Source organism: Micromonospora sp. PRAS1 (assembly GCF_059553435.1).
Genome location: NZ_JCANNB010000009.1, coordinates 97,414 through 123,603, shown reverse-complemented (window position 1 = coordinate 123,603; position 26,190 = coordinate 97,414). Strand labels below are relative to the sequence as shown.

Annotated in this window: 24 protein-coding genes and 1 pseudogene; 10 read left to right on the top strand and 15 right to left on the bottom strand. The window is 72.8% G+C overall.

The features are described from left to right. Positions 1 to 81: 81 nt before the first annotated feature. The 3 genes from AC507J_RS11295 to AC507J_RS11285 are packed head-to-tail and all read left to right on the top strand — an operon-like array spanning position 82 to position 3,498. Positions 82 to 891, top strand: coding sequence for an ABC transporter ATP-binding protein (locus AC507J_RS11295; protein ID WP_496289059.1), 810 nt, complete (start codon positions 82 to 84; stop codon positions 889 to 891). After that, positions 888 to 2,930 (top strand): penicillin acylase family protein, encoded by a 2,043-nt coding sequence (locus AC507J_RS11290; RefSeq protein WP_496289058.1) that lies wholly within the window; start codon positions 888 to 890, stop codon positions 2,928 to 2,930. Before AC507J_RS11295 ends, AC507J_RS11290 begins: the two co-directional genes overlap by 4 nt. Next, positions 2,923 to 3,498: a GNAT family N-acetyltransferase gene (locus AC507J_RS11285; protein ID WP_496289057.1), complete on the top strand. Its 576-nt coding sequence runs from the start codon at positions 2,923 to 2,925 to the stop codon at positions 3,496 to 3,498. The genes AC507J_RS11290 and AC507J_RS11285 overlap by 8 nt, the downstream gene beginning before the upstream one ends. A gap of 34 nt (positions 3,499 to 3,532) precedes the next feature. On the opposite strand, the gene AC507J_RS11280 is transcribed toward AC507J_RS11285, so the two are convergent. Beyond that, complete coding sequence (locus AC507J_RS11280; protein ID WP_496289056.1) at positions 3,533 to 4,063, bottom strand: helix-turn-helix domain-containing protein; 531 nt, start codon at positions 4,061 to 4,063, stop codon at positions 3,533 to 3,535. Positions 4,064 to 4,459: 396 nt separating this feature from the next. Here AC507J_RS11280 and AC507J_RS11275 point away from each other — a divergent pair, with 396 nt between their 5' ends. Further along, on the top strand, positions 4,460 to 4,660 hold the full coding sequence (locus AC507J_RS11275) for a helix-turn-helix transcriptional regulator (RefSeq protein ID WP_496289055.1): 201 nt from the start codon (positions 4,460 to 4,462) through the stop codon (positions 4,658 to 4,660). A gap of 279 nt (positions 4,661 to 4,939) precedes the next feature. Here the strand turns inward: AC507J_RS11275 and AC507J_RS11270 are convergent, their stop codons facing one another. The 7 genes from AC507J_RS11270 to AC507J_RS11240 form a co-directional block, all read right to left on the bottom strand. Further along, the gene (locus tag AC507J_RS11270; protein WP_496289054.1) at positions 4,940 to 5,647 is read right to left on the bottom strand and encodes a RibD family protein; all 708 of its coding nucleotides are present in this window, start codon (positions 5,645 to 5,647) and stop codon (positions 4,940 to 4,942) included. Next, positions 5,644 to 6,273: a GTP cyclohydrolase II gene (locus AC507J_RS11265; protein ID WP_496289053.1), complete on the bottom strand. Its 630-nt coding sequence runs from the start codon at positions 6,271 to 6,273 to the stop codon at positions 5,644 to 5,646. The genes AC507J_RS11270 and AC507J_RS11265 overlap by 4 nt, the downstream gene beginning before the upstream one ends. An 11-nt stretch (positions 6,274 to 6,284) precedes the next feature. Beyond that, positions 6,285 to 7,247: a lysylphosphatidylglycerol synthase domain-containing protein gene (locus tag AC507J_RS11260; protein WP_496289052.1), complete on the bottom strand. Its 963-nt coding sequence runs from the start codon at positions 7,245 to 7,247 to the stop codon at positions 6,285 to 6,287. Between the two features lie 62 nt (positions 7,248 to 7,309). After that, positions 7,310 to 8,152 carry a small ribosomal subunit Rsm22 family protein gene (locus AC507J_RS11255; RefSeq protein ID WP_496289051.1) on the bottom strand — a complete coding sequence of 281 codons (843 nt, stop codon included), beginning with the start codon at positions 8,150 to 8,152 and terminating at the stop codon, positions 7,310 to 7,312. Then, positions 8,146 to 9,201, bottom strand: a complete 1,056-nt coding sequence (locus AC507J_RS11250) for a glycosyltransferase family 4 protein (protein WP_496289050.1) — start codon at positions 9,199 to 9,201, stop codon at positions 8,146 to 8,148. The genes AC507J_RS11255 and AC507J_RS11250 overlap by 7 nt, the downstream gene beginning before the upstream one ends. Continuing rightward, entirely contained in the window at positions 9,185 to 9,604 is a 420-nt protein-coding gene (locus AC507J_RS11245; RefSeq protein WP_496289049.1) for a 6-pyruvoyl trahydropterin synthase family protein, read from the bottom strand. Before AC507J_RS11245 ends, AC507J_RS11250 begins: the two co-directional genes overlap by 17 nt. A 3-nt stretch (positions 9,605 to 9,607) precedes the next feature. Continuing rightward, complete coding sequence (locus AC507J_RS11240) at positions 9,608 to 10,588, bottom strand: zinc-dependent alcohol dehydrogenase (RefSeq protein WP_496289048.1); 981 nt, start codon at positions 10,586 to 10,588, stop codon at positions 9,608 to 9,610. A gap of 95 nt (positions 10,589 to 10,683) precedes the next feature. Between AC507J_RS11240 and AC507J_RS11235 the strand changes: the two are divergent. Continuing rightward, positions 10,684 to 13,256, top strand: a pseudogene (locus AC507J_RS11235) (CDP-alcohol phosphatidyltransferase family protein). 44 nt (positions 13,257 to 13,300) lie between these two features. Here AC507J_RS11235 and AC507J_RS11230 read toward each other — a convergent pair. The 3 genes from AC507J_RS11230 to AC507J_RS11220 form a co-directional block, all read right to left on the bottom strand. Next, complete coding sequence (locus AC507J_RS11230; protein WP_496289047.1) at positions 13,301 to 14,413, bottom strand: ricin-type beta-trefoil lectin domain protein; 1,113 nt, start codon at positions 14,411 to 14,413, stop codon at positions 13,301 to 13,303. Between the two features lie 266 nt (positions 14,414 to 14,679). Next, positions 14,680 to 15,711: a TRM11 family SAM-dependent methyltransferase gene (locus tag AC507J_RS11225; protein WP_496289046.1), complete on the bottom strand. Its 1,032-nt coding sequence runs from the start codon at positions 15,709 to 15,711 to the stop codon at positions 14,680 to 14,682. An 86-nt stretch (positions 15,712 to 15,797) separates the two neighbouring features. Continuing rightward, a complete protein-coding gene (locus tag AC507J_RS11220) occupies positions 15,798 to 16,982 on the bottom strand; it encodes a snapalysin family zinc-dependent metalloprotease (RefSeq protein ID WP_496289045.1) in 1,185 nt (394 codons plus the stop codon). A 247-nt stretch (positions 16,983 to 17,229) separates the two neighbouring features. Here AC507J_RS11220 and AC507J_RS11215 point away from each other — a divergent pair, with 247 nt between their 5' ends. From AC507J_RS11215 to AC507J_RS11200, 4 genes are all read left to right on the top strand, one after another. Further along, positions 17,230 to 17,793, top strand: coding sequence for an AMIN-like domain-containing (lipo)protein (locus AC507J_RS11215; protein WP_496289044.1), 564 nt, complete (start codon positions 17,230 to 17,232; stop codon positions 17,791 to 17,793). A gap of 103 nt (positions 17,794 to 17,896) precedes the next feature. Further along, positions 17,897 to 18,577 (top strand): response regulator, encoded by a 681-nt coding sequence (locus AC507J_RS11210; protein ID WP_496289043.1) that lies wholly within the window; start codon positions 17,897 to 17,899, stop codon positions 18,575 to 18,577. A gap of 15 nt (positions 18,578 to 18,592) precedes the next feature. Then, positions 18,593 to 19,849, top strand: a complete 1,257-nt coding sequence (locus tag AC507J_RS11205; RefSeq protein WP_496289042.1) for a sensor histidine kinase — start codon at positions 18,593 to 18,595, stop codon at positions 19,847 to 19,849. Beyond that, a complete protein-coding gene (locus tag AC507J_RS11200; protein WP_496289041.1) occupies positions 19,846 to 20,745 on the top strand; it encodes a Gmad2 immunoglobulin-like domain-containing protein in 900 nt (299 codons plus the stop codon). The genes AC507J_RS11205 and AC507J_RS11200 overlap by 4 nt, the downstream gene beginning before the upstream one ends. A 69-nt stretch (positions 20,746 to 20,814) precedes the next feature. Here the strand turns inward: AC507J_RS11200 and AC507J_RS11195 are convergent, their stop codons facing one another. Then, positions 20,815 to 21,825 carry an ion transporter gene (locus AC507J_RS11195; RefSeq protein WP_496289040.1) on the bottom strand — a complete coding sequence of 337 codons (1,011 nt, stop codon included), beginning with the start codon at positions 21,823 to 21,825 and terminating at the stop codon, positions 20,815 to 20,817. 156 nt (positions 21,826 to 21,981) lie between these two features. Here AC507J_RS11195 and AC507J_RS11190 point away from each other — a divergent pair, with 156 nt between their 5' ends. Beyond that, positions 21,982 to 22,614, top strand: a complete 633-nt coding sequence (locus AC507J_RS11190; RefSeq protein ID WP_496289039.1) for a TOPRIM nucleotidyl transferase/hydrolase domain-containing protein — start codon at positions 21,982 to 21,984, stop codon at positions 22,612 to 22,614. A 91-nt stretch (positions 22,615 to 22,705) separates the two neighbouring features. On the opposite strand, the gene AC507J_RS11185 is transcribed toward AC507J_RS11190, so the two are convergent. The 3 genes from AC507J_RS11185 to AC507J_RS11175 form a co-directional block, all read right to left on the bottom strand. Continuing rightward, positions 22,706 to 23,494, bottom strand: a complete 789-nt coding sequence (locus tag AC507J_RS11185) for a hypothetical protein (RefSeq protein ID WP_496289038.1) — start codon at positions 23,492 to 23,494, stop codon at positions 22,706 to 22,708. Positions 23,495 to 23,632: 138 nt separating this feature from the next. Beyond that, positions 23,633 to 24,778, bottom strand: a complete 1,146-nt coding sequence (locus AC507J_RS11180) for a PucR family transcriptional regulator (RefSeq protein WP_496289037.1) — start codon at positions 24,776 to 24,778, stop codon at positions 23,633 to 23,635. 154 nt (positions 24,779 to 24,932) lie between these two features. Next, a complete protein-coding gene (locus AC507J_RS11175; protein WP_496289036.1) occupies positions 24,933 to 26,132 on the bottom strand; it encodes an RtcB family protein in 1,200 nt (399 codons plus the stop codon). Positions 26,133 to 26,190: the final 58 nt, after the last annotated feature.

Sequence of the window (26,190 nt, the reverse complement as noted above, 5' to 3'; positions counted from 1 at the left end):
CGGGCGGGCGCGCCGGCTGAAAACACCGAGCGGGCCGGCGGTCCGGCCCGGGGCACCGACGACGAGAACGGAGCAACCTGCATGCCGACCTCCCGGCTGGCTGGGAGCGGGCTACGGCTCGCCTACGACCGGCGCGTCGTCGCCGAGGACCTGACCGTCGCCGTGCCGGACGCCTCCTTCACGGTGATCATCGGACCGAACGCGTGCGGCAAGTCGACCCTGCTGCGCGCCCTGTCCCGGCTGCTGAAGCCGGCCGCCGGTGTGGTGCTGCTCGACGGCGAGGACATCGCGCGTCGGCCGGCCCGGGCGGTGGCCCGTACGCTCGGCCTGCTGCCGCAGTCGCCCACCGCGCCGGACGGCATCGGCGTGGCCGAGCTGGTGGCCCGGGGTCGCTACCCGCACCAGGGGCTGCTGCGCCAGTGGTCCCGCGACGACGAGCGGATCGTGGCCGAGTCGTTGGCCGCCACCGGCGTCGCCGATCTCGCCGACCGGCTGGTCGACGAACTCTCCGGCGGCCAACGGCAACGGGTCTGGCTGGCCATGGCGCTGGCCCAGCAGACCCCGCTGCTGCTGCTTGACGAGCCGACCACCTACCTGGACATCGCCCACCAGATCGACCTGCTCGACCTCTGCGCCCGGCTGCACGAGGAGCAGGGCCGCACCCTGGTCGCGGTGCTGCACGACCTCAACCACGCCGCCCGCTACGCCACCCACCTGATCGCCATGCGCGCCGGCCGGGTGGTGGCGGCCGGCGAACCCCGCGAGATCGTCACCGCCGAACTGGTCGAGGAGGTCTTCGGCCTGCCCTGCCGGGTCATCGACGACCCGGAGACCGGCACCCCGCTGGTGGTCCCCGCCGCCCGCGCCCGCACCACCACGGTGGCCCCGTGAGCGCCCGGAGATACCGCGACCGGTACGGCATCCCGCACCTGCGCGCCGCCGACCACGACACGTTGGCCTTCGCCCAGGGGCAGGTCACCGCGGTGGACCGGGCCTGGCAGATCGAGGTGGAACGGCACCGCTCGCAGGGCACCAGCGCGGCCTTCCTCGGCCCCGACGCGGTCGCCTGGGACAGCTTCGCCCGCCGGGTCCGGCTGGACGACACCGCCCGACGCTGCCACGCCGCCCTCGATCCGGCCACCGCCCGCTGGGTGGGCCGCTACGTCGACGGGGTAAACGCCGGGTTGGCCACCGGTGTGGCGCGGGCACCGGAGTTCGCCGCCACCGGCCTGGCCGCCGGGCGCTGGCAGCCGTGGACGCCGCTGGCGATCTGGCTCGCCCACCACGTGCTCTTCGCCGGTTTCGGCACCAAGCTCTGGCGTACCCACGTGACGCGGCGGCTCGGTCCGGAAGCCGTCCGGCTCTTCGCCGCCGAGGGTCAGCACAGCTCGGGCAGCAACGGCTGGCTACTCGCCGCCGAGCGGACCGCCGACGGCGCGGCGCTGATCGCCGGCGACCCGCACCGGATCATCGAGGCGCCCGGCATCTACCAGCAGATCCGGCTGGCCTGCCCGGAGTACGACGTACTCGGGTTCGCCGTGCCCGGGGTGCCGGGCATCCCGCACTTCGGGCACGCCGGCGAGGTCGCCTGGGCAATCACCAACGCGATGGCCGACTACCAGGACGGGTACGCCGAGCGACTGCGCCGCCGGGACGGCCGGGTCGAGGCGTACGGGCCGGACGGGTGGCGGCCCGCGCACCGGCACGTCGAGACGGTCGAGGTGGCCGGCGCGGATCCGGTCGAGGTCGAGGTGATCGAGACCGAGCGGGGACCGGTGATCTCCGGCGGGCCGGACGAGCATCCCGAGTTCACGGTCAGCCTGCGACACCCGCCCCGGGTTACCGGCGACCTCGGCTTCGCCGTGCTGCCCGCCCTGCTGCGGGCCCGTACCGTCGCCGACGTCGACGTGGCCCTGGCGGGCTGGGTCGAACCGGTGAACGTGGTGCTCGCCGCCGACACCGCCGGTGGGCTGCTGCACCGGGTCGCCGGCCGGGTGCCGCAGCGCCACCGGGACAACGGGCTGCGGGTGGTGCCCGCCTGGGACCGGCGGTACGCGTGGCGCGGCTGGCACCCGATGCCGAAGGCACCTGTCGACCAGGTCGCGGTGATGGCCAACGAACGGGGCATCGCCGCCGCGCTCGGGGTGGAGTTCGCCCCGCCGTACCGCGCCGACCGGATCCGCGAACTGCTCACCGCCGGCACCGACTGGCGGCCCGAACAGCAGGCCAGCGTGCACACCGACACCCGGCTGGGCTCGGCCGGACCGCTGCTGGACCTGCTCGCCGGGGTGGCCGGGCTCTCCGCCGGGGCCGCCGAGCTGCGCGACCGCCTGCTGCGCTGGGACCGCCGGATGGCCGCCGACAGCGTCGACGCGGCACGCTTCGCCGACCTGCGCACGGCGATCGTCCGGCGGCTCACCGCCCACCCGACGCTTGCCGTACTGGCCGGCGACGCCGGCTACCCGGAGGTGTTCGCGCCCTGGCTGGCCCTGCCACCCCGGGTCGGGTACGCACTGGTCGCGCTGCTCGACGCCGACCTGCCCGACCTGGACCGGGACGCGCTGCTGCGGGCGGCGGTCGAGGAGGTCGCCGAGCGCGGCGACACCCGGCGCTGGGGCGAGCGGCACCGGCTCACGCCGTGGCGGGCGCTGCCCGACCCGGCCGCGCCAACCGGGCCGGAACTCGCCGGTGACCACGACTGCGTGCTCGCCACCGCGAGCGTTCCCGGGGTCACCGACCTGTGCCTGCGCGGTCCGGCCGCCCGCTACGTGTGGGATCTCGGCCGGCGGGAGCGCAGCCGGTGGGTGGTGCCGCTCGGCGCCACCGGCACCGGCGCGCACCGCGACGACCAGCTGGCGCTCTGGGTGCGCGGCGAACTGATCGAGGTGACCGACGACTGGAACCGGCTGACCGAGGAGCACGATGACTGAGCGGCACCACCACCAGCGACAGGTACCCGGCTTCGGGCTGGTCACCTTCCGGCCGGTCGACCCGGACGCCGACGCCGACGTGATCCACTCCTGGGTCAGCCAGGAGCGGGCCCGGTTCTGGGGGATGCGCGACGCCGACCGGGACCGGGTCGCCGAGATCTACCGGTACGTCGACTCGCTGCCCACCCACCACGCGTACCTGACGCTGCGCGACGGCGCGCCGGTGGCGCTGTTCCAGACCTACCAGCCGGAGCACGACCCGGTCGGGCAGTGCTACCCGGTCCGCCCCGGCGACCACGGCGGTCACCTGCTGATCGGCCCGCCGGTACGGCCCGAGCCCGGCTTCACCGGCACCCTGCTCGGCGAGTTCATCGCGTTCGTCTTCACCGACCCTGCCCGGCTGCGGCTGGTGATGGAGCCGGACGCGCGCAACGACAAGGCGATCGTCCGGCTACGGCGGGCCGGTTTCGTCGACGGCCCGCTGATCGACCTGCCGGACAAGCGGGCCCGGCTGATGTTCCTCGACCGTCCCGCTCGCCGGACAGCCGGCGGACCACTCAACCCGTAGGTTCAGGGTTCAAACGCCTGGCGACCCATCAGCACTAACCATCCACGGTGGAGAGGCAGGGGTGAGTCAGAGGGCGGCGTGGTGGAGTTGGACGGTCCTGCCGGCGCAGCCGTACCTCGATCAGCCGTTCCCGTTCCGCCTCGGTCAGGTCCGGCCGTCGCCGGCAGACGGCAGTCGCGTACCCCCGGGTTTGCAGCAGCGTGGGGATCATCCCGTCGGCGTACTCACGGAGTTGGCGAGCCTCGGCGGCCAGGCTGACGTACGGCTCGCACCAACGCGGCAGCGGATCACCGTACGCATGCCACCAACCCTTCGCCCGCGTCTCCCCAGCCAGGGCGACAAGCGCGGCGGCCAACTCGGGCCGCTCAGCGTACCGCTGACACATGTCTCGCACGTCGCGGCGGCTCACCGCGGACCGGCCCGCCTCGATCCGCCACAACCGCTGCCGACTGAACTGCAACGCCTCCGCCCCACCGTCCACCGTCATCCCCGCCTCGGTGCGTAGCTGCCGCAGCACCCGCCCAAGGTGCCGACGCGGCACCGACGACCCGGTGTCCTCAACCATCACCGCGCCGCCCCGCACCCGGCACACTCCCCCGACACCACCCGGACGGCAACGGCCCGTAACGCCCCGCCCGCGATTCCGCGCCACCCCCACCCGCCGCACGACCCGCGCCTCCCCCACCACGCCGTCGCCCGGCAAGACCCCAGACCCATCGGGTACGCCCTCCAGCACACCCGCCCGCCGCCAACACCCCGACCCATCCCCCATCAGGTCGGCCCTCATTCACCCCGGCCACAAGAACCACTTCCACCGCCGACCCATAACCCCTCCCCTGCTGACCGCCTCGACCATCGCCCCGAAGTGAACAGATGCACAGTCTGTACGCTTACTGCACACTCGAAGAGTGCATCTGGGCAGAGAACGTGTGTTCAGTTCGCCTGCTCTTACCGTGAGTGCGTGGGAGAGTTGCGGCTGGTGGCGAGCCAGGAGATTCAGGACATGCTCGGCGTGTCCCGCACGCGCGCCTACCAGATCACCAACTCCAAGACGTTCCCCGACCCCGTGGCGGTCCTCTCGGTCGGCCGCATCTGGCGGGCGGAGGACGTGGAACGGTGGATCAAAACCCACCGGCGCGACCTGCAAGACACCGAGCAGTAGCCCGCGTTCAGGTCAGTTCCCTGATCTCATGCCGTACGCCCGCCGCTCTGGCGCCAAATCAGGGATGATCTGCGCGCCAAGATTCGGGTCGGCATCTATCCCCTTGGCGACCGTGACGCCATCTCCTGGATGCTGCACGAGCAGCGCATGGCGTTCCCGGCAACGCCGCGTGCGGAGGTGGCGGCGCTCGCCGCCGACGACCGGCTGTTCCTCTACACCACCCGAGGCGCCTGGCGTAACCCCACCCGCGACCGTGTTGCCGCACGCCACACTGGGCGTTCAGGCTGGGTCACAGCGATCCGACAGGGCGTAGCGGGTCAGCACCACGTCGCCGATCTGACGGGCCTCCAGCACCCGGGCCCGGCGGCCCGGATGCCACGGGAAGCTGCCCTCCCCGACGAAGCGCGGCGCCCGCCGGTCCCCCACGAAGAAGGGTGCCACCACCAGGTGCAGCTCGTCGGCGAGCCCGGCACCGAGGAACTGGCTGTGCATCCGCGCACCGCCCTCCACAAGCAGCCGGCCCACTCCCCGGTCGGCGAGGTCGGCCAGGGCCCGCGCCAGGTCGACCGGCTCACCGGCGTCGACCACGGTGGCCTGTCCGCCCAGCCGGTGCCGGGCCTTCTCCACCGACCCGCTCGCGCAGTAGACGATCCGGTCGGTGTCGCCGACGGTGAAGAACCGGGCCTGCGGGTCCAGGTCGCCGCAGCCGGTGACGGTGACCCGGGTGGGTGAGGCGGGCAGGCCCCGGGCCACCCGGTCGGCCCGGCGGTGGTCGCTGCGCACCAGCAGCCGGGGGTCGTCGCGGCGGACCGTGCCGGCACCCACCAGGATCGCGTCGCAGCCGGCCCGGACCGCGTCGACCCGGTCCAGGTCCGCGTCGTTGGAGAGCAGCAGCCGCTCCTCGGTCGCGTCGTCGATGTAGCCGTCGATCGAGGTCGCGCAGCTGAGCAGCACGTACGGCCGTCGTGCGGCCGGCGGGCCGGTCACCGGACGAACGGAAGGTCGACGGTACGGGCGGCGCGGCTGGCCTTCGCCGCGAGATAGTCGGCGTTGGCCGGCGAGAGGAACACCCCGGTCGGCACCTGCTCGGTCACGGTCACCCCGAGCCGGCTCAGCTGCTCGGTCTTCTCCGGGTTGTTGCTGAGCACGGCGATCGGCCCGACACCGAGCGCGGCGAGCATCTGCGCGGCGACGGTGTAGTCCCGCTCGTCCTCGTCGTGGCCGAGGGCGACGTTGGCCTCGAACGTGTCCAACCCGGCGTCCTGCAACGCGTACGCGTCGAGCTTGGCGTACAGGCCGATGCCGCGGCCCTCCTGCCGCAGGTAGAGCAGGTAGCCGCCGACCTCGGCGATCCGCTGCACGGCCTCGCGCAACTGCGGGCCGCAGTCGCAGCGCTGACTGCCGAACACGTCACCGGTGAGGCATTCGCTGTGCGGGCGGACCAGCGGCACGTCGCCGTTGTTTGGTTCGCCGAGGGCGAACGCGAGATGCTCCCGGCCGTCGACCAGCCCGTCGAAGGTGAACAGCCGGGCCGTGGTGGCGTAGCCGTCGGGAAACCGCAGCGGCACAGTGACCTGCGTCCGGATGGTGGCGACAGGCAGTGATTCGGACATGGGTCTCCTCGTTAGACGGTGGCGGGTACACGGACACGTCGGGCCAGCAGCACGGCGGCTCCGGGCAGGCTCGCGACGAGCACCAGAGCGCCGTACACCGTCGCGGTCGCCACTCCCTCGGCGGCGGTCAGGCCGGCGGCGGCGAACGCCCACGCGGCCACCCCCTCGCGGGGGCCGAACCCGGCGACGTTGGCCGGCACCCCCATCGCGAGCAGGGCCAGCAGGGTCAGCGGCAGTAGCAGGGTCAGCGGTGCGGTGGAGCCGGCCGTGCGGGCCGCCACGAGGAACGTGGCGAGGTGCCCGGCGACCGCCAACGCGGAGGCGAGGAGCACTCCCGCCCAGGTACGCCGGGCCAACAGCCCGGCGCGCACGTCCGAGACGGCGGTGCCGAGCGCGCGGGTCCACCGCGACGCGCCGGATTCCGGCAGCAGCCAGGCGGCCAGCAGCACCCCGGCCAGCACCGCCACCGCCACCGCGGTCGCCACCGGCAGGTACGGGCGCACCGGTGACGGGAAGGCGAACAGCAGCACGACCGCGACGGCGACCAGCACGACCTGCCCGGCCACGCGTTCCCACACCACGGCCCGGATGCCGCGACCGACGTCGCCGGCCTCGCGGCCGTGGCGCACCGCCCGGTGCACGTCGCCGAGGATCCCGCCGGGCAGGGTGGCGTTGAGGAACACCGCCCGGTAGCAGTGGGCGACCGCCTGCGGCAGCGGCAGCCGCACCCCGAGGCCGCCCGCGACCAGGCTCCACCGCCAGGCGGCGCAAACCGTGGTGAGCACACCGATCGCCAGGGCCGCGACCAGCGCGGGCGCGTCGATCAGCCGCAACCCGGCCAGGAACGGACCGGTGCCCAGCCAGTAGACCAGGCCCGCCAGCACGGCGAGCCCCAGGGCCAGCCGGGCCCAGCCCCAGATCGATCGGCCCGCCGGGGCGGTCGCGGGCGCAGTGCCACAAGCGTCACCCCCCATGCGTGCCTCCCCGGCCTGACGATCTTCCTTGACTCTACGCACGTAACCCGCGGACTGCCGGTTCAACGGGGCACGGCCAGCAGGTCAGCGTGGTCCACCAGTACCCCGAGTTGACCACTTTCAGCCTCCGCCAGCCGACGTCGTGCGTACTCGCGGGTGCGGTCGGTCAGTTCGGGGCAATGCTCGCGGGCCGCGTCGAGCCAGCCGGTGAACCACTGCACCGCCAGGGCGGCCTGCTCCGGCCCGAGCCGCCACGGGCTGGGCCGCGTCCGCACGGTCCCGCCGTGCCTGGCGAACGCGGCGGCGCAGGCCGCCGGGGCGTCCGGGCCGAGCAGCCGCCGCCCGTCGCGGGTACGGCGCTGGTGGGCGTTGAACGCCGCGGCGACCTCGTCGTCCAGCGGGTCGGCCGGGGTCAGCCGCACCGTGCCGGTCACCGAGATCAGGAACAGCGCCGGGCAACCGGCCTCGGCGCAGACAGCGACCAGATGCTCCAGTTCCTCGGCGGTCAGCATGTCGAGCAGGGCCGAGGCGGTGACCAGGTGGGCGCCGTCGAGGTCGGCGGCGGTCAGCCGGGTCAGGTCGACCTGACGGGTCCGCACCGTCACCGGCGTACCGTCGGCGGCGCTGGCGGGTCGCGCGGCACCGGCCCGGGCGAGCAGGTCCGCGTCCTGGTCGTAGAGAGTCCAGTGCTGCGGGCCGGGCAGCAACGGCGCCAGCCAGCGTCCCAGCGAGCCGGTGCCGGCACCGAGGTCGTGCACGACGAAGGGGCCGTCCCCGGTAAGCGTCGCGCGGACCGTCTCGACCAGCTCGGTCGACCGGGCCGCCACGTCGGCCGGTTCCCGCAGCGCGAGCCACTGCGCGAAATCCGGTGGCAGATCGATGCTCACCCCTGTCTCGCTCACCATGTCATCGCCTCCTTGAGCGCCGTGCCGATCCGGGTGGTGGTGCTGGTCCAGTCGTCCAGGGCCGCCCGCCGTTGCGCGGCTGCGGCCCGCAGGCGCGCCCGCAACGCCGCGTCGTCCAGCCACTGCCGCAGCGCCGTGGCCAGGGCCGCCGGGTCCTCGGGCGGCACCAGCAGACCGGGCCGGTCGCCGGCCGCGGTGGACCCCAGGGCGTCGGGCAGCCCGCCCACGGCGGTGGCGAGCACCGGAATGCCGCGCGCCAGCGCCTCGGTGACCACCATTCCGTACGTCTCCCCCCGGGACGGGTGCACCAGCAGGTCGGTGGCGGCGTACGCGGCGGCGAGCCGCTCACCGGTCAGCGGACCGGTGAGCCGGACCCGCTCGTCGAGCCGGTGGACGGTGAGCCGCTCGCGCAGCCGCTGCACGAACGCCGGATCCCGGTGCAGCGGGCCGACACAGCTAAGCGTCCAGCTCCGGTCGCTGATTCCGGCCAGCGCCTCGACCAGCACGTTCTGCCCCTTGTGCGCGGCGACCGCGGCGACGCAGAGCAGCGCCGTACCGGCCGCCGAGCCGACCGCGAGCGGCGCCGGATCCACCCCGGGTGCCGCCACGTGCACCCGGTCGGCGGGCAGCGCGTACCGCCGCAGCAGCCGGTCGCGGGTCCAGGCGCTGGTGGCGACAATGGTGGTGGCGGCGGCCAGCGCCCGGGCCTCGGTGTCGTCCTCGCGGGGCAGGTGCACCAGGGCGACCAGGCGCAGCCGCCGGGCGTGCGCCGCGAGGACGTCCGGCACCACCGAGGCGACCAGCCCGTCGACAAGCACCAGCGCGTCGTCGGGCAGGCCGGCGAGCACTCCGCCCAGCGCGGCGTGCTCCGCCGGCGACGCCTCCGGCCAGGCGCCGGGTACCGGATGCTCCCGCACCGACCAGCCGGTGGCGGCGAGCCCGGCGCAGATCCGCCGGTCGTATCCGTTGCCGCCGCTGGGCGACGCCGGGTCGTCGATGTCACCCGGCAGGATTACGTGCAGGACCGGCACGTCAGGCGGCGTCCCCACCGGTGCCGAGCGACCGTTCGTAGCTGGCCCAGGCGACGTGCGACTCGTGCAGGGTCACGGTGATTCCGGTAAGTCCCCGGGCACCGGCACCCAGGTCGCCGGCGTGCACCCGGTCGGCGAGCCGGTCGGCGATGGTCCGGGCCAGCACCTCGGTGGTGGTGTTCGTGCCGGCGAAGGCGGGTTCATCGTCGAGGTTGCGGTAGTTCAGCTCGCCGAGCACCGCCCTGAGCTGCTCGGTGGCCAGCCCGATGTCGACCACGATGCCGTCGTCGTCGACGTCGGGCCGGCGGAAGGTGGCGTCGACGACGAACGTCGCGCCGTGCAACCGCTGCGCCGGGCCGAAGACGTCGCCCCGGAAGCTGTGGGCGATCATGATGTGGTCACGGACGGTCACGCTGAACACGGATCACTCCCCGTCGTAGGTGATGAGGTGGCAGAGCGCGGGCAGGTCGCCCGCGCTCAGTCGGCTGAGCACGTCGGGCAGCTCCGCGAAGGGCGACCGGCCGGTGATCAGCGCGTCGAACGCCGGGTCGGCGAGCAGGTCGAGGGCGAGCGCCATCCGGTCGGCGTAGCTGCGGCTGTCCCGGCGCGCCGGGGCGACCCGACCCACCTGGCTGCTGCGGATGGTCAACCGGCCGGAGTGGAAGGCGCCGCCCAGCGAGAGTTGCACGGGCCGGTCGCCGTACCAGCTCAGTTCGAGCGCGGTGCCCTCGGGCGCCAGCAGGTCCAGAGCGCGTTGCAGCCCGGCGGCGCTGGCACTGGCGTGCACCACGAGGTCACGTCCGCCGCTGGCGGCCTCCGGCGCGGCGAAGTCGACGCCGAGCGCGGCGGCCACCTCGGCCCGGGACGGGTCGGTGTCGACCAACTCCACCCGGACGCCGGGGAAGCGGGCCAGCAGGGCCGCCACCGTGCAGCCGACCATGCCGCCGCCGATGACGCTGACCCGGTCGCCGACCAGCGGCGGGGCGTCCCAGAGGGCGTTGACGGCGGTCTCCACCGTGCCGGCCAGCACCGCGCGGGCCGCCGGCACCCGATCCGGTACGACGGTCACCGCCTCGGCCGGCACCACGTACGCGCTCTGGTGCGGGTGCAGGCAGAACACCGTCCGCCCGCGCAGCTGCGCCGGACCCTGCTCCACCTCGCCGACGCTTAGGTAGCCGTACTTGACCGGGGCGGGAAAGTCGCCGTCCTGGAACGGCGCGCGCATCGCCGCGTACTGGCTGGGGGGCACGCGCCCGGCGAAGACCAGCGTCTCGGTGCCCCGACTGACAGCCGAGTAGCGGGCCCGGACCAGGACCTGGTCGGCGTCCGGCTCGGGCAGCGTCACCGTGCGGATCTCGCCCGCACCGGGCACCCTCACCCAGAAGGCGCGAGCCGTTCGGGTCACCGGTATTTCTCCTCACCTGCGTCCGGACCGAACCGATCCGTCGTATTTCCCGTACATCCCTGACAGGGGTCGTCGATCATAAACACGGAGGCACGGTGTCCACAGTTCGAACCGGTCCGCAACTCGGGCTGATCGTCCAGATCATTCTGCTGGCCGGGCTCGCTGCGACGGTGGGCCTCGGCACCGTGGGCTGGCTGGCCGGCCTGGCGTACGGGGCCGTGACCTGCCTGGCGCTGATCCGCGGCCTACGGCACGCCGGCTCGCTCCGGCTCGGTCCGGCCGACTGGGTCACCATGGGCCGGGGGCTGCTGGTCGGTGCGGTGACCGCGCTGATCGCCGAGGCGCTGATCGCGGGGCGACCCGCGCCGGTCGGGGTGCTTGTCACGCTGACGGTGGTGGCCCTGGCACTGGACGCCGTCGACGGCAAGGTGGCCCGGCGCACCGGCACGGTCAGCGCCCTCGGTGCCCGCTTCGACATGGAGGTCGACTCGTTCCTGGTGCTGATGCTGAGCCTCTACGTCGCCCCGTCGGTCGGGCCGTGGGTACTCGCCATCGGCGTCATGCGGTACGCGTTCCTGGTCGCCGGCTGGCTGCTGCCCTGGATGGACGCGCAACTGCCGCCGCGCTACTGGCGTAAGGTGGTCGCCGCGGTCCAGGGGATCATGCTCGCGGTCGCCGCGTCCCAGGTGCTGCCCGGGGCGCTGACGACCCTGGTGCTGGTGGCGGCGCTGGGCATGCTTGTCGAGTCGTTCGGCCGGGACGTGGCCTGGTTGTGGCGGCACCGCGCCGGCCGGCCGGTACCGGCGCTGGTCGCGCCGACGGTGCCGTCGGTGCCGATCGGCGTCCGGCGCATCGACCGGCCCGAGGACCGTGACCTGTCGACCGCGCCCGTCCTGTCGCTGCGCTGATCCGGGAGAACCAGTTGTCGATCTCCGAGCAGGCCCCGGCCGCTGCCGTCGAACCGGCCGAGCGGCCGGACACCGCACCGGCCGAGGACCACGACACCGCTGGCGGCGATACGGCGAGCGGGGCCGAATCGCCCGGGCAGCCCGGCCGGTGGCGGCGCATCCGGTCCCGGGTGGTCACCGTGCTGGCCGCCGCCCTGGTGCTGGCCGCGCTGACCATGCCCAACCGGCCCTGGCAGATCGAACCCGGCACGTTCCTGCGGATTCCGCTGGAGGCGCTGCTGCTCGTCGCGCTGCTGCTCGCCCTGCCCGGCCGGCCCCGGCGGGTGGTGGCCGCAGTGTCCGGTACGTTGATCGGTCTGGTCGCCGTGGTGAAGGTCGGTGACCTGGGCTTCTACTCCTCGCTGGGCCGCCCGTTCGACCTGGTGCTGGACTGGTCGCTGCTGGACGAGGCGTTCACCTTCGTGGCCGAGTCGATCGGCCGGCCCGGCGCGATCGCCCTCGCGGCCGGTCTCGGGCTGCTCCTGCTGGCCGCCCCCGTGCTTACCGCGTTGTCGACGGTACGGTTGTCCGGGTTGCTGGTCCGGCACCGCACGGGCGTCACCCGGGTCACCGCCACCCTGGTGGTGGTCTGGGCGCTGCTCGCCACGTTCCAGGCCCGGATCGTGCCCGGCGTGCTGGTGGCCGACAGCAACGCCAGCACCCTGGCCTACGAACACGCAAGCGAGGTACGCGAGCGACTCGCCGACCGGAAGGCGTTCGAAACCGAGGTCGGGGTCGACCCGTTCCGCGACGTGCCCGGCGACCAGCTGCTCACCGGGCTGCGCGGCAAGGACGTGCTCATCGCGTTCGTGGAGAGCTACGGCCGCGACGCCGTCTCCGACCCCGAGTTCGCCTCAGTGCAGCGGGTGCTGGACGAGGGCGGCCAGCGGTTGGCTGCGGCCGGCTTCGCCACCCGCAGCGGGTACCTCACCTCGCCGACGGTGGGCGGGGCCAGTTGGCTCGCCCACGCCACGCTGCTCTCCGGCCTGTGGATCGACAACAACCAGCGCCACAAGAGCCTGCTCGCCAGCGACCGGTTCACCCTCGGCGATGCCTTCGGGCGCGCCGACTGGCGTACGGTCGGGGTGATGCCAGCGGTGAACCAGGCGTGGCCGGAGGGAGCGTTCTACGGCTACGAGCAGTTCTACGGCGGGCCGGACCTGGGTTACCAGGGGCCGAAGTTCGCCTTCGCGCCGATGCCCGACCAGTTCGCCCTGCACCAGTTCCACAAGCGCGAACTCGCCGGCTCCCGGGACCGGCCGGTGATGGCCGAGCTGTCGCTGGTCTCCAGCCACTCACCGTGGACCAAGGTGCCCTCGCTTGTCGACTGGGACGACATCGACGACGGGGAGGTGTTCCGGCAGGGCATCATCGGCACCCCGGCCGCGCAGGCGCGTACCGGTTACCGGCACTCGATCAGCTACACGCTGCGTACCCTGATCTCCTACGTCGAGAAGTACGGCAACGACGACACGGTGCTCATCGTGCTGGGTGACCACCAGCCCGCACCGGTGGTCACCGGCGACAACCCCAGCCCGGACGTGCCGATCCACCTGCTGGCCAAGGACCCGGCCGTGCTGGACCGGGTCGCCGACTGGAACTGGCAGGAGGGCCTCACGCCCGACGCCACCGCCCCGGTCTGGCCGATGGACTCCTTCCGGGACCGCTTCCTCACCACCTTCGGCCCCACGCCGGATCGGCCGCAGGCCAAGGGCCGCTGAACACCGATCGCGTCCGGGTCCGCCCGAGCCGGCGGTAGCTTCGGCTACCGCCGGCTCCACCGCTGGTTGGCCTGACCGTTGCAGGTCCAGAGGACGAGCCGGGTGCCGTTGGCGGTACCCGCGGCGTTGGCGTCCAGGCAGAGCCCGGACTGCACACCGGTGATGGTGCCGTCGGCGTTCAGCTGCCACTGCTGGTTCGTCGCACCGTGACAGTCGTAGATGGTGACCCGGGTGCCCGGGGACGTGCCGTAGCCCTCGGCGTCGAGGCACTTGTTGCCGTACACCGTCAACGCCCGGCCGGCGGTGTGCGTCCACTGCTGGTTGGCACCGCCGTGGCAGTCCCACAACTGAAGCTGGGTGCCGTTGGCGGTGCTGTAGCCGGGAACGTCGAGGCAGCGACCGGACTGGGCACCGACGATCGCGGTGGTCGGTGCGCCGCCGTTGCCCGGGGTGCCGATGCTGCCGGGCACCGCCTGGAGCGCGCTGTACCAGACCGCGGCCATCTTGTCGTAGCCGGTGGCGGTCGGGTGGATGCCGTCGATCAGGTCGGCGGTGGTCAGGGCGCTGTGCATGTTCACCAGATGGACCCGCTTGCCGGCGTTCACCTTGCTCTGCACGATGCCGGGAATGGCCGCGTTGAAGGTGCGTACGGCCGCCGCCTGGTTGGTGTTCGTGAGCGGGATGAGCTGCGCGACGAACACCTCCGCGTCGGGAGCTGTGCTGGTGATCCGGTCGATCAGGGTGGAGAGCCGGTTCGGTGCGGTGCTCACGTTGTAGTTCTGCAGGATGTCGTTGGTGCCGATGTGCAGCAGGACGGTCTGCGGCCGCTGGGTGTTCAGCCAGCCGACGATGTTGGCGTCGATCTGGTCGATGCGCCAGCCGGGATGTCCTTGATGATCGCGGTCGCCGAGGTTGGCCGGCCCGTTGAACTGCGAGCCGACGAAGTCCACGGTGTATCTCCCGTTGACCAGGCGCTGCCAGAGACCGATCCGGTAGCCGCCCGGGATCTGGGTGCCCTCGGTGATCGAGTCGCCGAGCGGCATCACCCGCACCCCGCCGTTGGACTCCGCGCTGGCCGTACCGGGCTGTGCCGCCAGGCCGGCGACCACCAGACCGAGCGCGGCGACCGCAGCGAGCCATCGTGCCCTGGTACGCATCATCACTCCTGTCGCCGACCCCTGTGAGCGTTAACACTCACACAGATCAATCTCACCACCCACCCCCTCCCCAGTCAACCTCCCCTCCCCCACACCCCGCTCGCCCCGCTCACCCCGCTCACCCCGCTCACCCCGCTCACTCACGCGATCTTGCACTTTGTGTCCCCGCATAAGCCGCATAAGACACATCCCGGCGACCAAGAGTGCAAGATCGCGGGAGCAAGGGAGGCGGGGGCGGGGGGGTGGGGGGTGGGGGGCGAGCGGGGTTAGGGGGTGGGTTTGTGGGCTACCAGGATGTCGCGGACTATGGCCTGGTCTACGCGGTGGGCCAGGGAGCGCCAGGGGGTCTGGTCCTGGACGGTCAGGCCGGCGGCGGTCAGGTGTTCGGCGGCGGCCTCGCGGCGGGCCACGTTCGTATTCCACGAGATGCCGAGGGCGCCGCCGGGGCGCAGCAGCCGCGCCCAGACCGGCGCGGCGGCGGCGAGCAGGGCCAGCGGGTCGCGGGCCAGTCCCTGCTCGGCGGTACGGCTGCCGTGCTGCACGCCGTACGGCGCGTCGGCCACCACCAGGTCGACGCTGCCCGGGCGGAAGAACTCGCCGGCCCGGGTGGTGTCGGCGTTGACCACGTCGACCGACTGCACGTCGCCGGCCTTGTGCGCCTCCTTCGAGGCGGCCACCTCCAGCCGCAGCCGACGGCCGACCACCTTGCGTTCCCGGCGGACCGGGCCGGACTCCAGCACCCGGTGCTTGATCCGCTTGCGCTTGAGCCAGGTGGTGAGGAACGCCTGGTACGCCTCGAAGTCCTTGCTGTCGCGGTCCAGGCCGGCGGCGTCGAAGCCGTACATGATCGCCTGGTTGACGGTGGTGCCCCGGCCACAGAGCGGATCCAGCACCCGGAACCGCCGGGTCAACAGGTCACCGGCCCAGTCCGAGGCGAGCAGGGTCACGTTGAGCAGCAGCTTGGTGAACTGCTCGTTGGTCTTGCCCGGATATTTCTGGATCGTGATCAGGTCGTCGTCGAAGCGGTCCAGCCGGGTCAGCGGCACCGGTCGCAGCAGGTCGCCGACGAACTCGAAGAGCGCGTACGCGCTGGAGAGGTTGCCCAGCAGCGCCGCGTCCCGCTCACTGAGCCCACCGTCGACGTCGAACGTGACGTAGCGGACCCCGCCGACGGTGGCGGTCTGCACCGCCCCGATCCGCCCGCCCAGCACCGTGGTGCCGAAGATCTCCAGCTCGGCCCGGGTCAACTCGACGGCGGCACCGGCGTACACCCGGTTGGCCGAAGGCAGGATCAACATCCCATACCGCTTCACGAGCAGCCACTATCGCACGCCGCCGGACCCCTCCCGCACGCGCCCGTCGCGCGGGAGGGGTCCGACCGGAATCAGGCGGGCAGACCGCCGACCTGGGTGTTGATCCAGGAGCGGATCGAGGGCAGGTCACCGTAGATGGACGGGGCGGTGGCGCAGGTGGAGTTGTTGTTGCCGGAGCGGCTGGTCGCGCCGATCAGGTTCCACACGCCGTTGATCCGACGCACCTGCGGGCCGCCGGAGTCGCCGTAGCAGGCGCCGGAGTTGCCGTTGGTGTTGTTGGTGCAGATCTCGTACGGGCCGTTGATGCCGCTGCACCGGCTGTCCGCCACGATCGAGGTGTCCAGCTCGTGCGCGGTCGTCGGTGCCGAGCCGCAGCCACGGGGCGCACAGGTCTGGCCCCAGCCGATGATCCGGGTGGCGGTGCCCACCGCGCCCGACGAGGTCGGGATCGGCGCCGGCGCGTAGCTGACCGAGCTGGACAGCTGGAACAGCTTGACGTCGATGCTGGGGTGGCTGACCGCCCGGCTCACCCCGACCACGGTGCCGCCGCTGCTGCGGTTGATGCTGCCCACCCGCACCGACGACGGGGTCGAGCAGTGCTTGGCGGTGACCACCCAGTTGGCCTTGATCAGGGTGCCGGTGCAGCCGGAGGTGTAGACCAGCCACGGGTAGTTCTCGGTGGCGGGCCGGCCGCCGACGACGAACGTCCCGACGTCACCGTCGGAGGTCCAGGTGTACGTCCCGGCGACGCTTGACGCGCTGCGGCTGCCGGCAAAGAGCTGGTTGACCCGGCTGGCCTCGGCCGCGCTGGGGTTGGCGTTGGTGCAGGAGACCGGGGCGCTGCTGCCGGACATCAGGTCGGAGCAGAGCCCGGTGCGCCGGTCCGGCAGGCCGAGGATGTGACCGAACTCGTGGGTGGCGATCCGGGTGCGGTGGTAGCCCTGGTTGACCGCTTCCCAGCCCATCCAGATCCGGCCGGAACCCAGCCCGGTGACCTGCGCCCGGGGCCAGCCGTTGTCGACCAGGATGGTGACGTTGGCGGGGGTGCCCGCCACCAACCGGACGTTGCTCACCCGGCTGTTCCAGATCTGGGCGGCCTGGTCGAAGTTGGTCCGGAACTCACCGGCCCGGCTGGCGTCGTAGTAGACCGTCCGGGCTGCCGAGGCGCCGCTGGCGGTCACCACCTGCACCCCGGTCGCCGCCAGCAGCGCCGCCAACGTGGCGGTAGCCAGGCGCAGCAGTCTTCGTCGGATCATCACGCACTCCCCTGCGGACTCCGCGACGCACCGACACGCCGCGATTGATGTGCGTGAATATTAATATGTCGACTTCCGTCGGCGTCATCACGGAAGTGTCATACCGCCGGGTCCTGTTACCCGGGTGTTACGCCGCGGTGAGACCGCGGTTGCGGACCGTACCGACGCTGGATCCAACGAGGTCAACGCCGAGCCCGCCGGGCCACCGAGCACCGGCGGGCGGAGCGGAATCGAGAAGGAGAGAACGATGAGGATCAGCAGGAGCATCGCAGCCCTGGTCGTGGCGGTCGGCGCACTGCTCGCCGGGACCGCCGCCGCCGCGCCCGGCCCGGCGACGGCCGACGCACCGTACTGCGGGATCACCTGGGGCAGCGCGGAGAAGACGGCCGGAGCGCTGAGCGGCGCGCCCCTGATCGCGGTACGCAACGGCCGGCACGACTGTCACGACCGGGTGGTCTTCGAGTTCGCCGGCCCGGTCACCGGCTACTCGATCGGCTACGGCGAGACGTACACCGACGGGGAAGGGCTGGCGCTGTCGCCGTACACCGCGGGTGGCGCGGTGCTGCGCGTCTCGCTGCGCGCGCCGGCGTACGACGACGAGCACGTCGCCACCGTGCCGTACCGGGTAGGTGACCACGTGGCCAACGTGCTGCGCCAGCCGACCCTGCGCGACGTGGTCTTCGGGGGCAGCTTCGAGGGTTACACCACCTTCGCCGTCGGCGTGCGGGCCCGGCTGCCGTTCCAGGTCTCCGTCCTGGCCGGCCCGGGAACGCACAGCCGGATCGTGCTCGACGTCGCACACCAGTGGTAGGAGTCGCCGACCACGGGGACGGGGATCCGACACCGTCCGGTCTCCGTCCCCGACCGTCACGCCGAGCGACGACCGGGCCACCGCGCACTACCCTGGGTGCATCGTGGACGGCCGGGTGCTGGTGGTCGAGGACGACGCCTCCGTCCGGGAGGTCACCGCCCTCGGACTGCGCCGCGCCGGATTCCGGGTGGACACCGCGAACGACGGCCGGCAGGCCCTCACCGCCTGGCGGGCCGGGCCGGTCGACCTGATCGTGCTGGACGTGATGCTGCCCGGGCTCGACGGCCTGGAGGTGTGCCGCGAGATCCGGCGGACCAGCGCGGTGCCGATCCTCATGCTGACCGCCCGCACCGACACCATCGACGTGGTGGTCGGCCTGGAGTGCGGTGCCGACGACTACCTGCGCAAGCCCTTCGACCTGCCGGAGCTGGTGGCCCGGGTCCGTTCGGTGCTGCGCCGCACGGTCCTCGTACCCGAGCCGGGTCCGCTACGCGTCGGCGGGCTGGAGATCGACCCCGGTGCCTTCGTGGCCCGCCGCGACGGGCGGGAGCTGCCGCTGACCACCACCGAGTTCCGGCTGCTGCTGGAGCTGGCCAGCCGACCCGGGCAGGTCTTCACCCGCGAACTGCTGCTGGACCGGGTCTGGAACCACAGCTACCTCGGCGACAGCCGGCTGGTCGACGTGGCGGTGCAGCGGCTGCGCGCCAAGATCGAGAAGAATCCGGCCGCCCCACGACTGATCCGCACCGTACGCGGCGCCGGCTACAAGTTCGTCGCCGGCTGACCCCCGGTGGCGGCGATGGGCACGGACACCATGAGCCCCGGTCGGCTGCGCCGTCGGTTGACCATCGCCTTCGTGCTCGTCGCCGGCGTCTCGGCGGGAGTACTCGCCGCCGGTTCGTACCTACCGCTGCGGCAGGCCCGCTACGACGCCTCGCTGCACGCCGCCGCGGCCGACGCCCGCTACCAGCTGGTGCTGGCCGGACAGTTCCTGCCGCTCACCGAGGCGCACCGTACCGCGCTGCTGACCAGCTTCGAGGGCAGCGGACGGCACGTGGTGCTGGTCGCCGGGGAGAACCGGCCGTCACACCCGGCGTACGCGCCACCGCTGGGTGAGCGGCTACGCCGCACCGTCGCGGCCGGACAGCTCGGCTACCAGCGCAGCACCGGCCGAACCCGGCTGCTCGTGGTGGGTGGCCGGATCCCGGGCTCCACCGCCGAACTGTACGTGATCACCGACGAGGACGACCTGGCCACCGAGCTGGAGCAGTTGCGCGCCGCCCTCGTCGCGGGCTGGGTCCTGGTGGTGCTCCTCGCCGCCGCGGTCGGGCACACCCTCGCCCGGCGCACCCTGGAACCCATGGGCCGGGTCAACCGGGCCCGGGAACGGGAACGGCGGTTCACCGCCGACGTGGCGCACGAGCTGCGTACCCCGGTCACCGCCCTGGTCGCCGCGGCCTCGCTGCTGCGCGAGCACCTGGACCGGTTGCCCGCCGACGCGCGCCGGGCCGGCGAGCTGCTGCTCACCGACGTGGTCCGGTTGCGCCGGCTGGTGGAGGATCTGATGGAGATCTCGCGGCTCGACGCCGGTCAGGAGTCCGTGGCCGTCACGGACGTGGACGCGCCGGCCCTGCTGCACGCCATCGTCGCCGCTCGCGGCTGGCAGCAGCGGGTCGCGGTCGACGCCGAACCGGTACGGCTGCGCACCGATCCGCGGCGCCTGGAGCGGGTGCTGAGCAACCTGATCGCAAACGCCGTACAGCACGGCGCCGGTCAGGTCCGCACCGCCGTCGCCCGGTCCCCCGGGCGGGTGGCCTTCGAGGTCAGCGACCAGGGCCCCGGCATCCCCGCCGAGCACCTGCCGCGACTGTTCGACCGCTTCCACAAGGTCGACCCGGCCCGTGGTGGCAGCGGCCTCGGGCTGGCCATCGCTCAGGAGAACGCCCGGCTGCTCGGTGGCCGGCTGACGGTGCGCAGCGCACCGGACACCGGCACCCGGTTCCGGCTCCTGCTGCCCGACGAACCGGAGGCTGCCGGCGCGGGGCGGGCCGGATGAGCCGCCGGGCGACCGCCACCGTCACCGTGCTGCTGCTCCTGGCCACCGGATGTGCCCCGACACGCTCCGGATCGCTCGGCCCGGCACCGACCGCATCGACGCCCACCTCCGCCGGCCCCACCCGCAGCGGGCCGACCTCCCCCGCCGCACCCACCGGCACCGCCGCCCGCCCGCCCGCCCGCACCGCCACCGCGCCGCCACCGTCGACCACCGGCGCCACCGGCGGCAGCCGCCCCGCGACCCTCACCCTCCAGCTCTGGTACGTCCGCGACGGGCGGCTCGCCCCGACCCGGCGCAGTCGCCCGGCCACCGTGGCCACCTCCCGGCTGGCCCTGACCGAGTTGGCCGCCGGCCCGAGCCCGGCGGAGTCCGGCGCCGGCCTGGTCACCCTGGTGTCCGACGGCGCCGAAGTCAGCGGGATCGACTCCGGGACCGCCCGGGTCCGGCTGGCCGCGGCAGCCGACCCGGCCGTCGCCCGACTGCGCGAGGCCCAGGTGGTGTACACGCTCACCCAGTTTCCCACCGTCGCGCGGGTCGCCTTCGGTGCCGACCCGCCGGCCGACCGCGCCGACTACCTCGACCTGCTACCGCCGGTCGTGGTCACCGCCCCGGTGATCGGCGAACGGGTGACCAGCCCGGTGACCGTCGCCGGCACCGCCGACGTGTTCGAGGCGACCGTCATCGTCCGGCTGCTCGACGCCGCCGGTCGGCAACTCGCCACCGCCTTCACCACCGCCACCTGCGGCACCGGCTGCCGGGGCGGCTACCGGATCGCGATCGGCTACCGCCTGGACCGTGAGCAGCCCGGCACCGTCGAGGCGTACGAGGTCTCCGCCGCCGACGGGTCCCGCACGAACCTGGTCGCCGTGCCGGTCGTCCTGGCTCCGGCCAGGTGACCTGGTACGCGCCGGGCACCGGCTGCTCCCCCGGTGCTGGTGTCGGTCGAGCCGGTTCCGGTACCGCCGTCACCTGCGTCGACGGCGTCGTCTCGGGTTGGCGCGGCGAGCCACCCGGGGCCTGGGCAGGGCGAGCGTGCCGCCGTCGCCGACCGGCGCAGGACCGCCGGTCGGCTGCCCGCCAGCGGCAGCCGGCGCCGTAGCGGAGCTGGCCGGGCCGGTCAGCTCCCGGTCCGGCAGCCGTCGTTCGAGGTCGGTGATGATGGCCTGCACCCGGGCCAACTGCTCGCGGACCGAGGGCTCGTCCTCGGCGTGGTTACCCACCGGGCCGGTGCCGCGCCGCGCAGCGGCCCGCTCGTCCTGGTGCGCCTCCTGAAGGGCGGTCAGCACCAGACCCACCAGCAGGTTGGTGAGCAGATAACAGGCGGCCACCATGTAGGAGACGTAGTAGAGCACCGCCCACTCGGTGACCTCGCGACCGGCCTCAAGCGTGTCGGTGATGCCGTCCAGCGACAGCAGCAGGAAGAGCGTGAGCATGGCCTGCCCGACCGTGCCGTACTCCGCCGGATAGGACGTGCCGAACAGCATCCAGCCCAGCATCGCGTACCCGTACAGCAGCAGCGCGGTGACCAGCAGAAAGCTGCCGAGGCCGGGCAGACTGCGCCGGATACCGACCAGGATCACCCGCAGACTCGGGAAGAGCCGGAAGGCGCGCACGATCCGGGCCAGCCGAAGCAGTCGCAGCAGCGTCACGTTCTCCCGTACGCCGGGCAGCAGCGGGGCCGCGACGATCATCAGGTCGAAGACGTTCCACGGGTTCCGGAAGAAACCGGCCGGCGCCGGCGCGTGCGCCCCGAACCGGACCAGCAGTTCGAGCACGAACAGGGCCAGGCAGGCGTACTCGACCGCCCGCAACGTGCCGCCCACCGCCGCGACCACGCCCCCGTACGTCTCCAGGCCCAGCGCTGTCGCGTTGACGATGACCACGGCAAAGCTGGCCAGGTTGAACCAGTTGGCCTCGACGAGAGCCTGGCATCGTAGGGCGAACCGACGCAGCGGACTACGGACAGCGCTCGACATGGATCTCCTCGACCGGTTCACAACCGGACGGCAGCCTATGACATCCCGGGACAGGACGGACGCGCGGAGTAACCACATTGGACGGTTGCCTGGTCAGCCGCCGCTCGCGCCTAATCGGGTCGCCGTCCGGCAGGCGTGTCACCGATGATTGCGCTCGTGACCCTCGATGGCCCCCTGGGTGGCAACGCCGCCTCGATCCAGGCGACGGCCCGTGCCCTGGCGAAGGTCGAGTACGCCGAGGCGGTGGTGCTCGTCGAGGGCATCAGCGACCAGATCGCCCTGGAGACGGCCGCGCTGGGCCAGGGTCGGGATCTCGAAGCGGAGCGGGTGGTGGTCGTACCGATCGGTGGGGCGCACGCGATCGGCCGCTTCCTCGCCGGCCTGGGCCCGCTGGCCACCCGGGTACGCCTCGCCGGGCTCTGCGACCTGCGGGAGGAGGAGATTTTCCGGCGCGGGCTGGCGATGGCACAGCTCGGCTCACCGGGTACCCGCACCGAGATGGAGCGTCTCGGGTTCCACGTCTGCCTGGACGACCTGGAGCAGGAGTTGATCCGGGCGCTCGGCGTCGCAGACGTCGAGGCGCTCTTCGACGCGCAGGGCGAGCTGCGGTCGTTCCGCTCGTTCCAGACCCAGCCCGCCTGGCGCGGCCGGGAGCCCGAGGCGCAGCTGTGGCGGTTCCTGCGCAGCAGCTCGCGCCGCAATCAGCGTTACGTGCGTCTGCTCGTCGAGGCGGCGGTGGGCCGCGGCACCCTGCCACGACCGCTCGACGCGCTGCTCGACAGCGTTTGACCGGGCCGGATCAGGCCGGGCGGGGAGCGCCGGCAGCAGCCGGGGCCGCACGGCGCCGGTGGGCGGACGTGCGGCCCCGGTTGGGGGTGACTCAGACGCCCAGGGCGCGCAGCTGAGGCAGAGCCGCCTTGGCGACCGGGCGGCTGGTATTACGGGCGGCGCGATCCTCGGCCTGGGCGCGGTTGGGCTCGCGCAGGTCGCCCACGACGGACTCGGAGGTACCCAGGTCACCGTTGTAGGCGGTGCACTCCCACCACTTCTCGACCGGATAACCCGGGTCGCGGGCGCGCTTCTTCACGCAGTCGGTCGGGGTGAGCTTGGCGACGACCGCCTCGTAGCTGCGGATCTGGTCCTGGATGACGAGGTTGATGCCGTTGGTCAGGCCGGCCCTGGTGCGGGCGGCGATCACGATCGCGAACAGCGACGGCAGCACATGGCCGATGTTGTCCACCGCCGCCGGGGTGGTGAGCGTGTTGACGTACGCCGTCGCCAGGGTGGCGCAGCCGGTGGCGCTCTGCGCCCACAGCTGCCGCACGGTGGGGCTCATCGTGTCGATGTCGCTGAGTTCGATTGTGTGCTGGCGGGCGCAGGCCTGCACATCGGCCGCCGCGATCAGGTCGGTGTGGGCGATGATGTTCCGTTCCGACTGCTCCACAGCGGCGATGATCTGGTCGACGGCCGCCTGGAGCGACGGCGCGTCGGAGCTGCCGCCGGCCAGCAGGTGCCCGGCGGCGGCCACCACGAGGCTGGTCCAGTCGAAGAACATCACCTGCACGTCACCGGTACGGGGTGCCGCCTGGGCCGGTGCGGCGGTCGGTGCCACCGCGACGGCCACCGCCAGGCCGGCGGCGATCAGGCAGTTGCGTAGTCCTCTTCGCACGGAGGTCTCCTACCGATCTCGAGGGTTGCCTTGCTGGCCAGCCAGGCGGAACTCCTGGCGGCCGCCATGCACGGGAGTCTCTCGACACCGGTGTGTACGCGTCTTCGTCAACCGTGCGCAATCGCTCGGTGACGTTTGTCAGTCCGCGTAGTGGTCCACGGCGAGCGTTCGGGCTACCGTCGCACTCAGCAGCCGGACGCCGGCGGTCGAGCCGGGGTCGATGCCGGTGACCTCCCGCACGCGGCGCAGCCGGTAATCAAGCGTGCGCGGGTGGATGTGCAGGGCGGTGGCGGTGCTCGTGCGGTTCATGTCGTGGGCGTAGTAGGCGCGCAGCGTCGCCACCAGGTCCGGGCCGGTGGCGAGTGCCCTGGCGTAACTACGCAGCCACCCGTCGACCGCCGGGGCGCGCGCCACCGCCATCTCCACGAACAGGTCGCTGATGCCGGGCAACCGGTCCGGGCGCTCCTGCGGCGGGGCCACCCGGCTCGCCTCCCGGGCCCAGGCGAGCGCCTCGGCCAACCCACCCACCTCGCCCTGCGCGGCACCGATGCCGCACGGTTGGCCGATCAGCGCTGTCGCGGTCCGTACCCGTTGCAGGATCTTCGCCTGTGCGTCGAAGGCCGGGCTGAGCACGGCGACCTCGTCATCGGCGAGCCAGGTCATCGGGAGCCGGTCGACGGCGAAGGCGGCGACCACCTCGGCCTGCGTCTCCGCGGGCACCGGCCGCGTCGTCTTCACGACGGTGACGTGGTACCGCCCGGCGAGGCGCAGACCGGCGACGAACGGCTCCGCCGGCTCGTCGGCCAGCAGCGCCCGGGCCAGGAGCTCCAGCCGTGTCGACAGCATCCGTGCGGTGCCCACGCCGCTGGTGTAACCGCGCAGGTAGGCGCTGCGTGCGGGGACACCCTGGGTGCCGAGCCAGCCGACGATGCCCAGCAAGTCGGTGACGTCCTCGGGGCGGGCCAGGTCGTGCACCTCGCGCACCATCAGCGAGGTGTGCAGGCCGAGCACCTGTTGCTGCGACGGCACGGACAGCCCGATCTCGGCCCGCTGCCGACCGATCGCGCCGATGCCGGCCAGGTCGGCTTCGGTCAGCGGCAGCCTGGCCGCGGCGAGGTCGAGCGAGCGGCGCCGGATGAGGACCGCGAAGTCGTACATCCCGATGCGCTCGTCGGTGCCCGGCGGGATGGCCTGGTACTCGCCGACCTCGCTGGTGTACGTCTCGACCGCCTGCCGGGCGTTGACCTCCACCCGCTCGCGCAAGGCGTTGAACAGTGCACTCATCCGGCTCCTCCCCGCCGACCACGCCCTTCACGGCATTGACGGTTACGGATGGGCTCCTGAACACCGACCGTAACAGATGCGTTCCGGAGAACGCATCTGTCACGGCGGCGGTCGGACCGGCCGGATTCGAGCCGGGGATCGCCTGTCGCGTCCCTCAGCCCTTGACACAGACCACCTGCTTGAGGTGGGCCACCACCTCGACCAGGTCTTCCTGCTGGGCCATCACCTCGGTGATGTCCTTGTACGCGCCGGGGATCTCGTCGACCACCCCGGCGTCCTTACGGCACTCCACCCCGGACGTCTGCGCCACCAGGTCGGCGGTGTCGAACGTCCGCTTGGCCTGGGCCCGGGACATCCGACGTCCCGCCCCGTGCGACGCCGAGCAGTAGCCCCACTCGTTGCCCTTGCCGCGCACGATGTACGAACCGGTCCCCATCGACCCGGGAATGATGCCCAGGTCACCGCAGCCCGCCCGGATCGCTCCCTTACGAGTCACCAACACGTCCACCCCCTCGTAGTGCTCCTCGGACACGTAGTTGTGGTGGCAGCTGATCGGCTCGTCGTAGCCGACCTGCGGGAATCGGTTCCGCACCACGTTCATCAACACCGCGAGCATGACCGCGCGGTTGCGCCGCGCGTACTCCTGCGCCCACCAGAGGTCCCGGCGGTAGGCGGCCATCTCCGGCGTGCCGGAGAGGAAGACCGCCAGGTCCCGGTCGGGCAGGTCGGCGTTGTGCGGCAGCCGGCGGGCCACCGCGATGTGCCGCTCGGCCAGTTCCTTGCCGATGTTGCGCGAACCGGAGTGCAGCATCAGCCAGACCCGGCCGGCGTCGGTGCCGCCCTGCTCCAGGCAGACCTCGATGAAGTGGTTGCCGCCACCGAGGGTGCCCAGCTGCCGCCGGGCCCGGGTCTCCAACTGCGCCACCCGCCGGTCCAGGTCGCCGAAGCGCCGCCAGAAGTCGTCCCAGCCGCGCTGCTCCAGACCCCGCACCCGGCGCGGGTCGACCGGCTCGGCGCGCTGGGCGAAGCCGACCGGGATCGCGTCCTCGATGGCCCGACGCAGTCCGGCCAGGTCGTCGGGGAGGTCGGCGGCGGCCAGCGAGGTGCGTACCGCCGACATGCCGCAACCGATGTCCACCCCGACCGCCGCTGGCGAGACCGCCTGCCGCATCGCGATCACGGAGCCGACCGTGGCACCCTTGCCGAAGTGCACGTCCGGCATCACCGCGACACCCTGCACCCAGGGCAGCGCACCGATGTTGCGCAGCTGCCTGGCGGCCTGCGCCTCGATGCCGTACGGGTCGGTCCACACCCGTACCGGCGCCCGGGTACCCGCGAGCATGCTGAATCCCATGGTCGTCTTCTCCTGACCTGCGAACGAGCCCCGCCGATCTTGCACTTCCGGTCGCCGG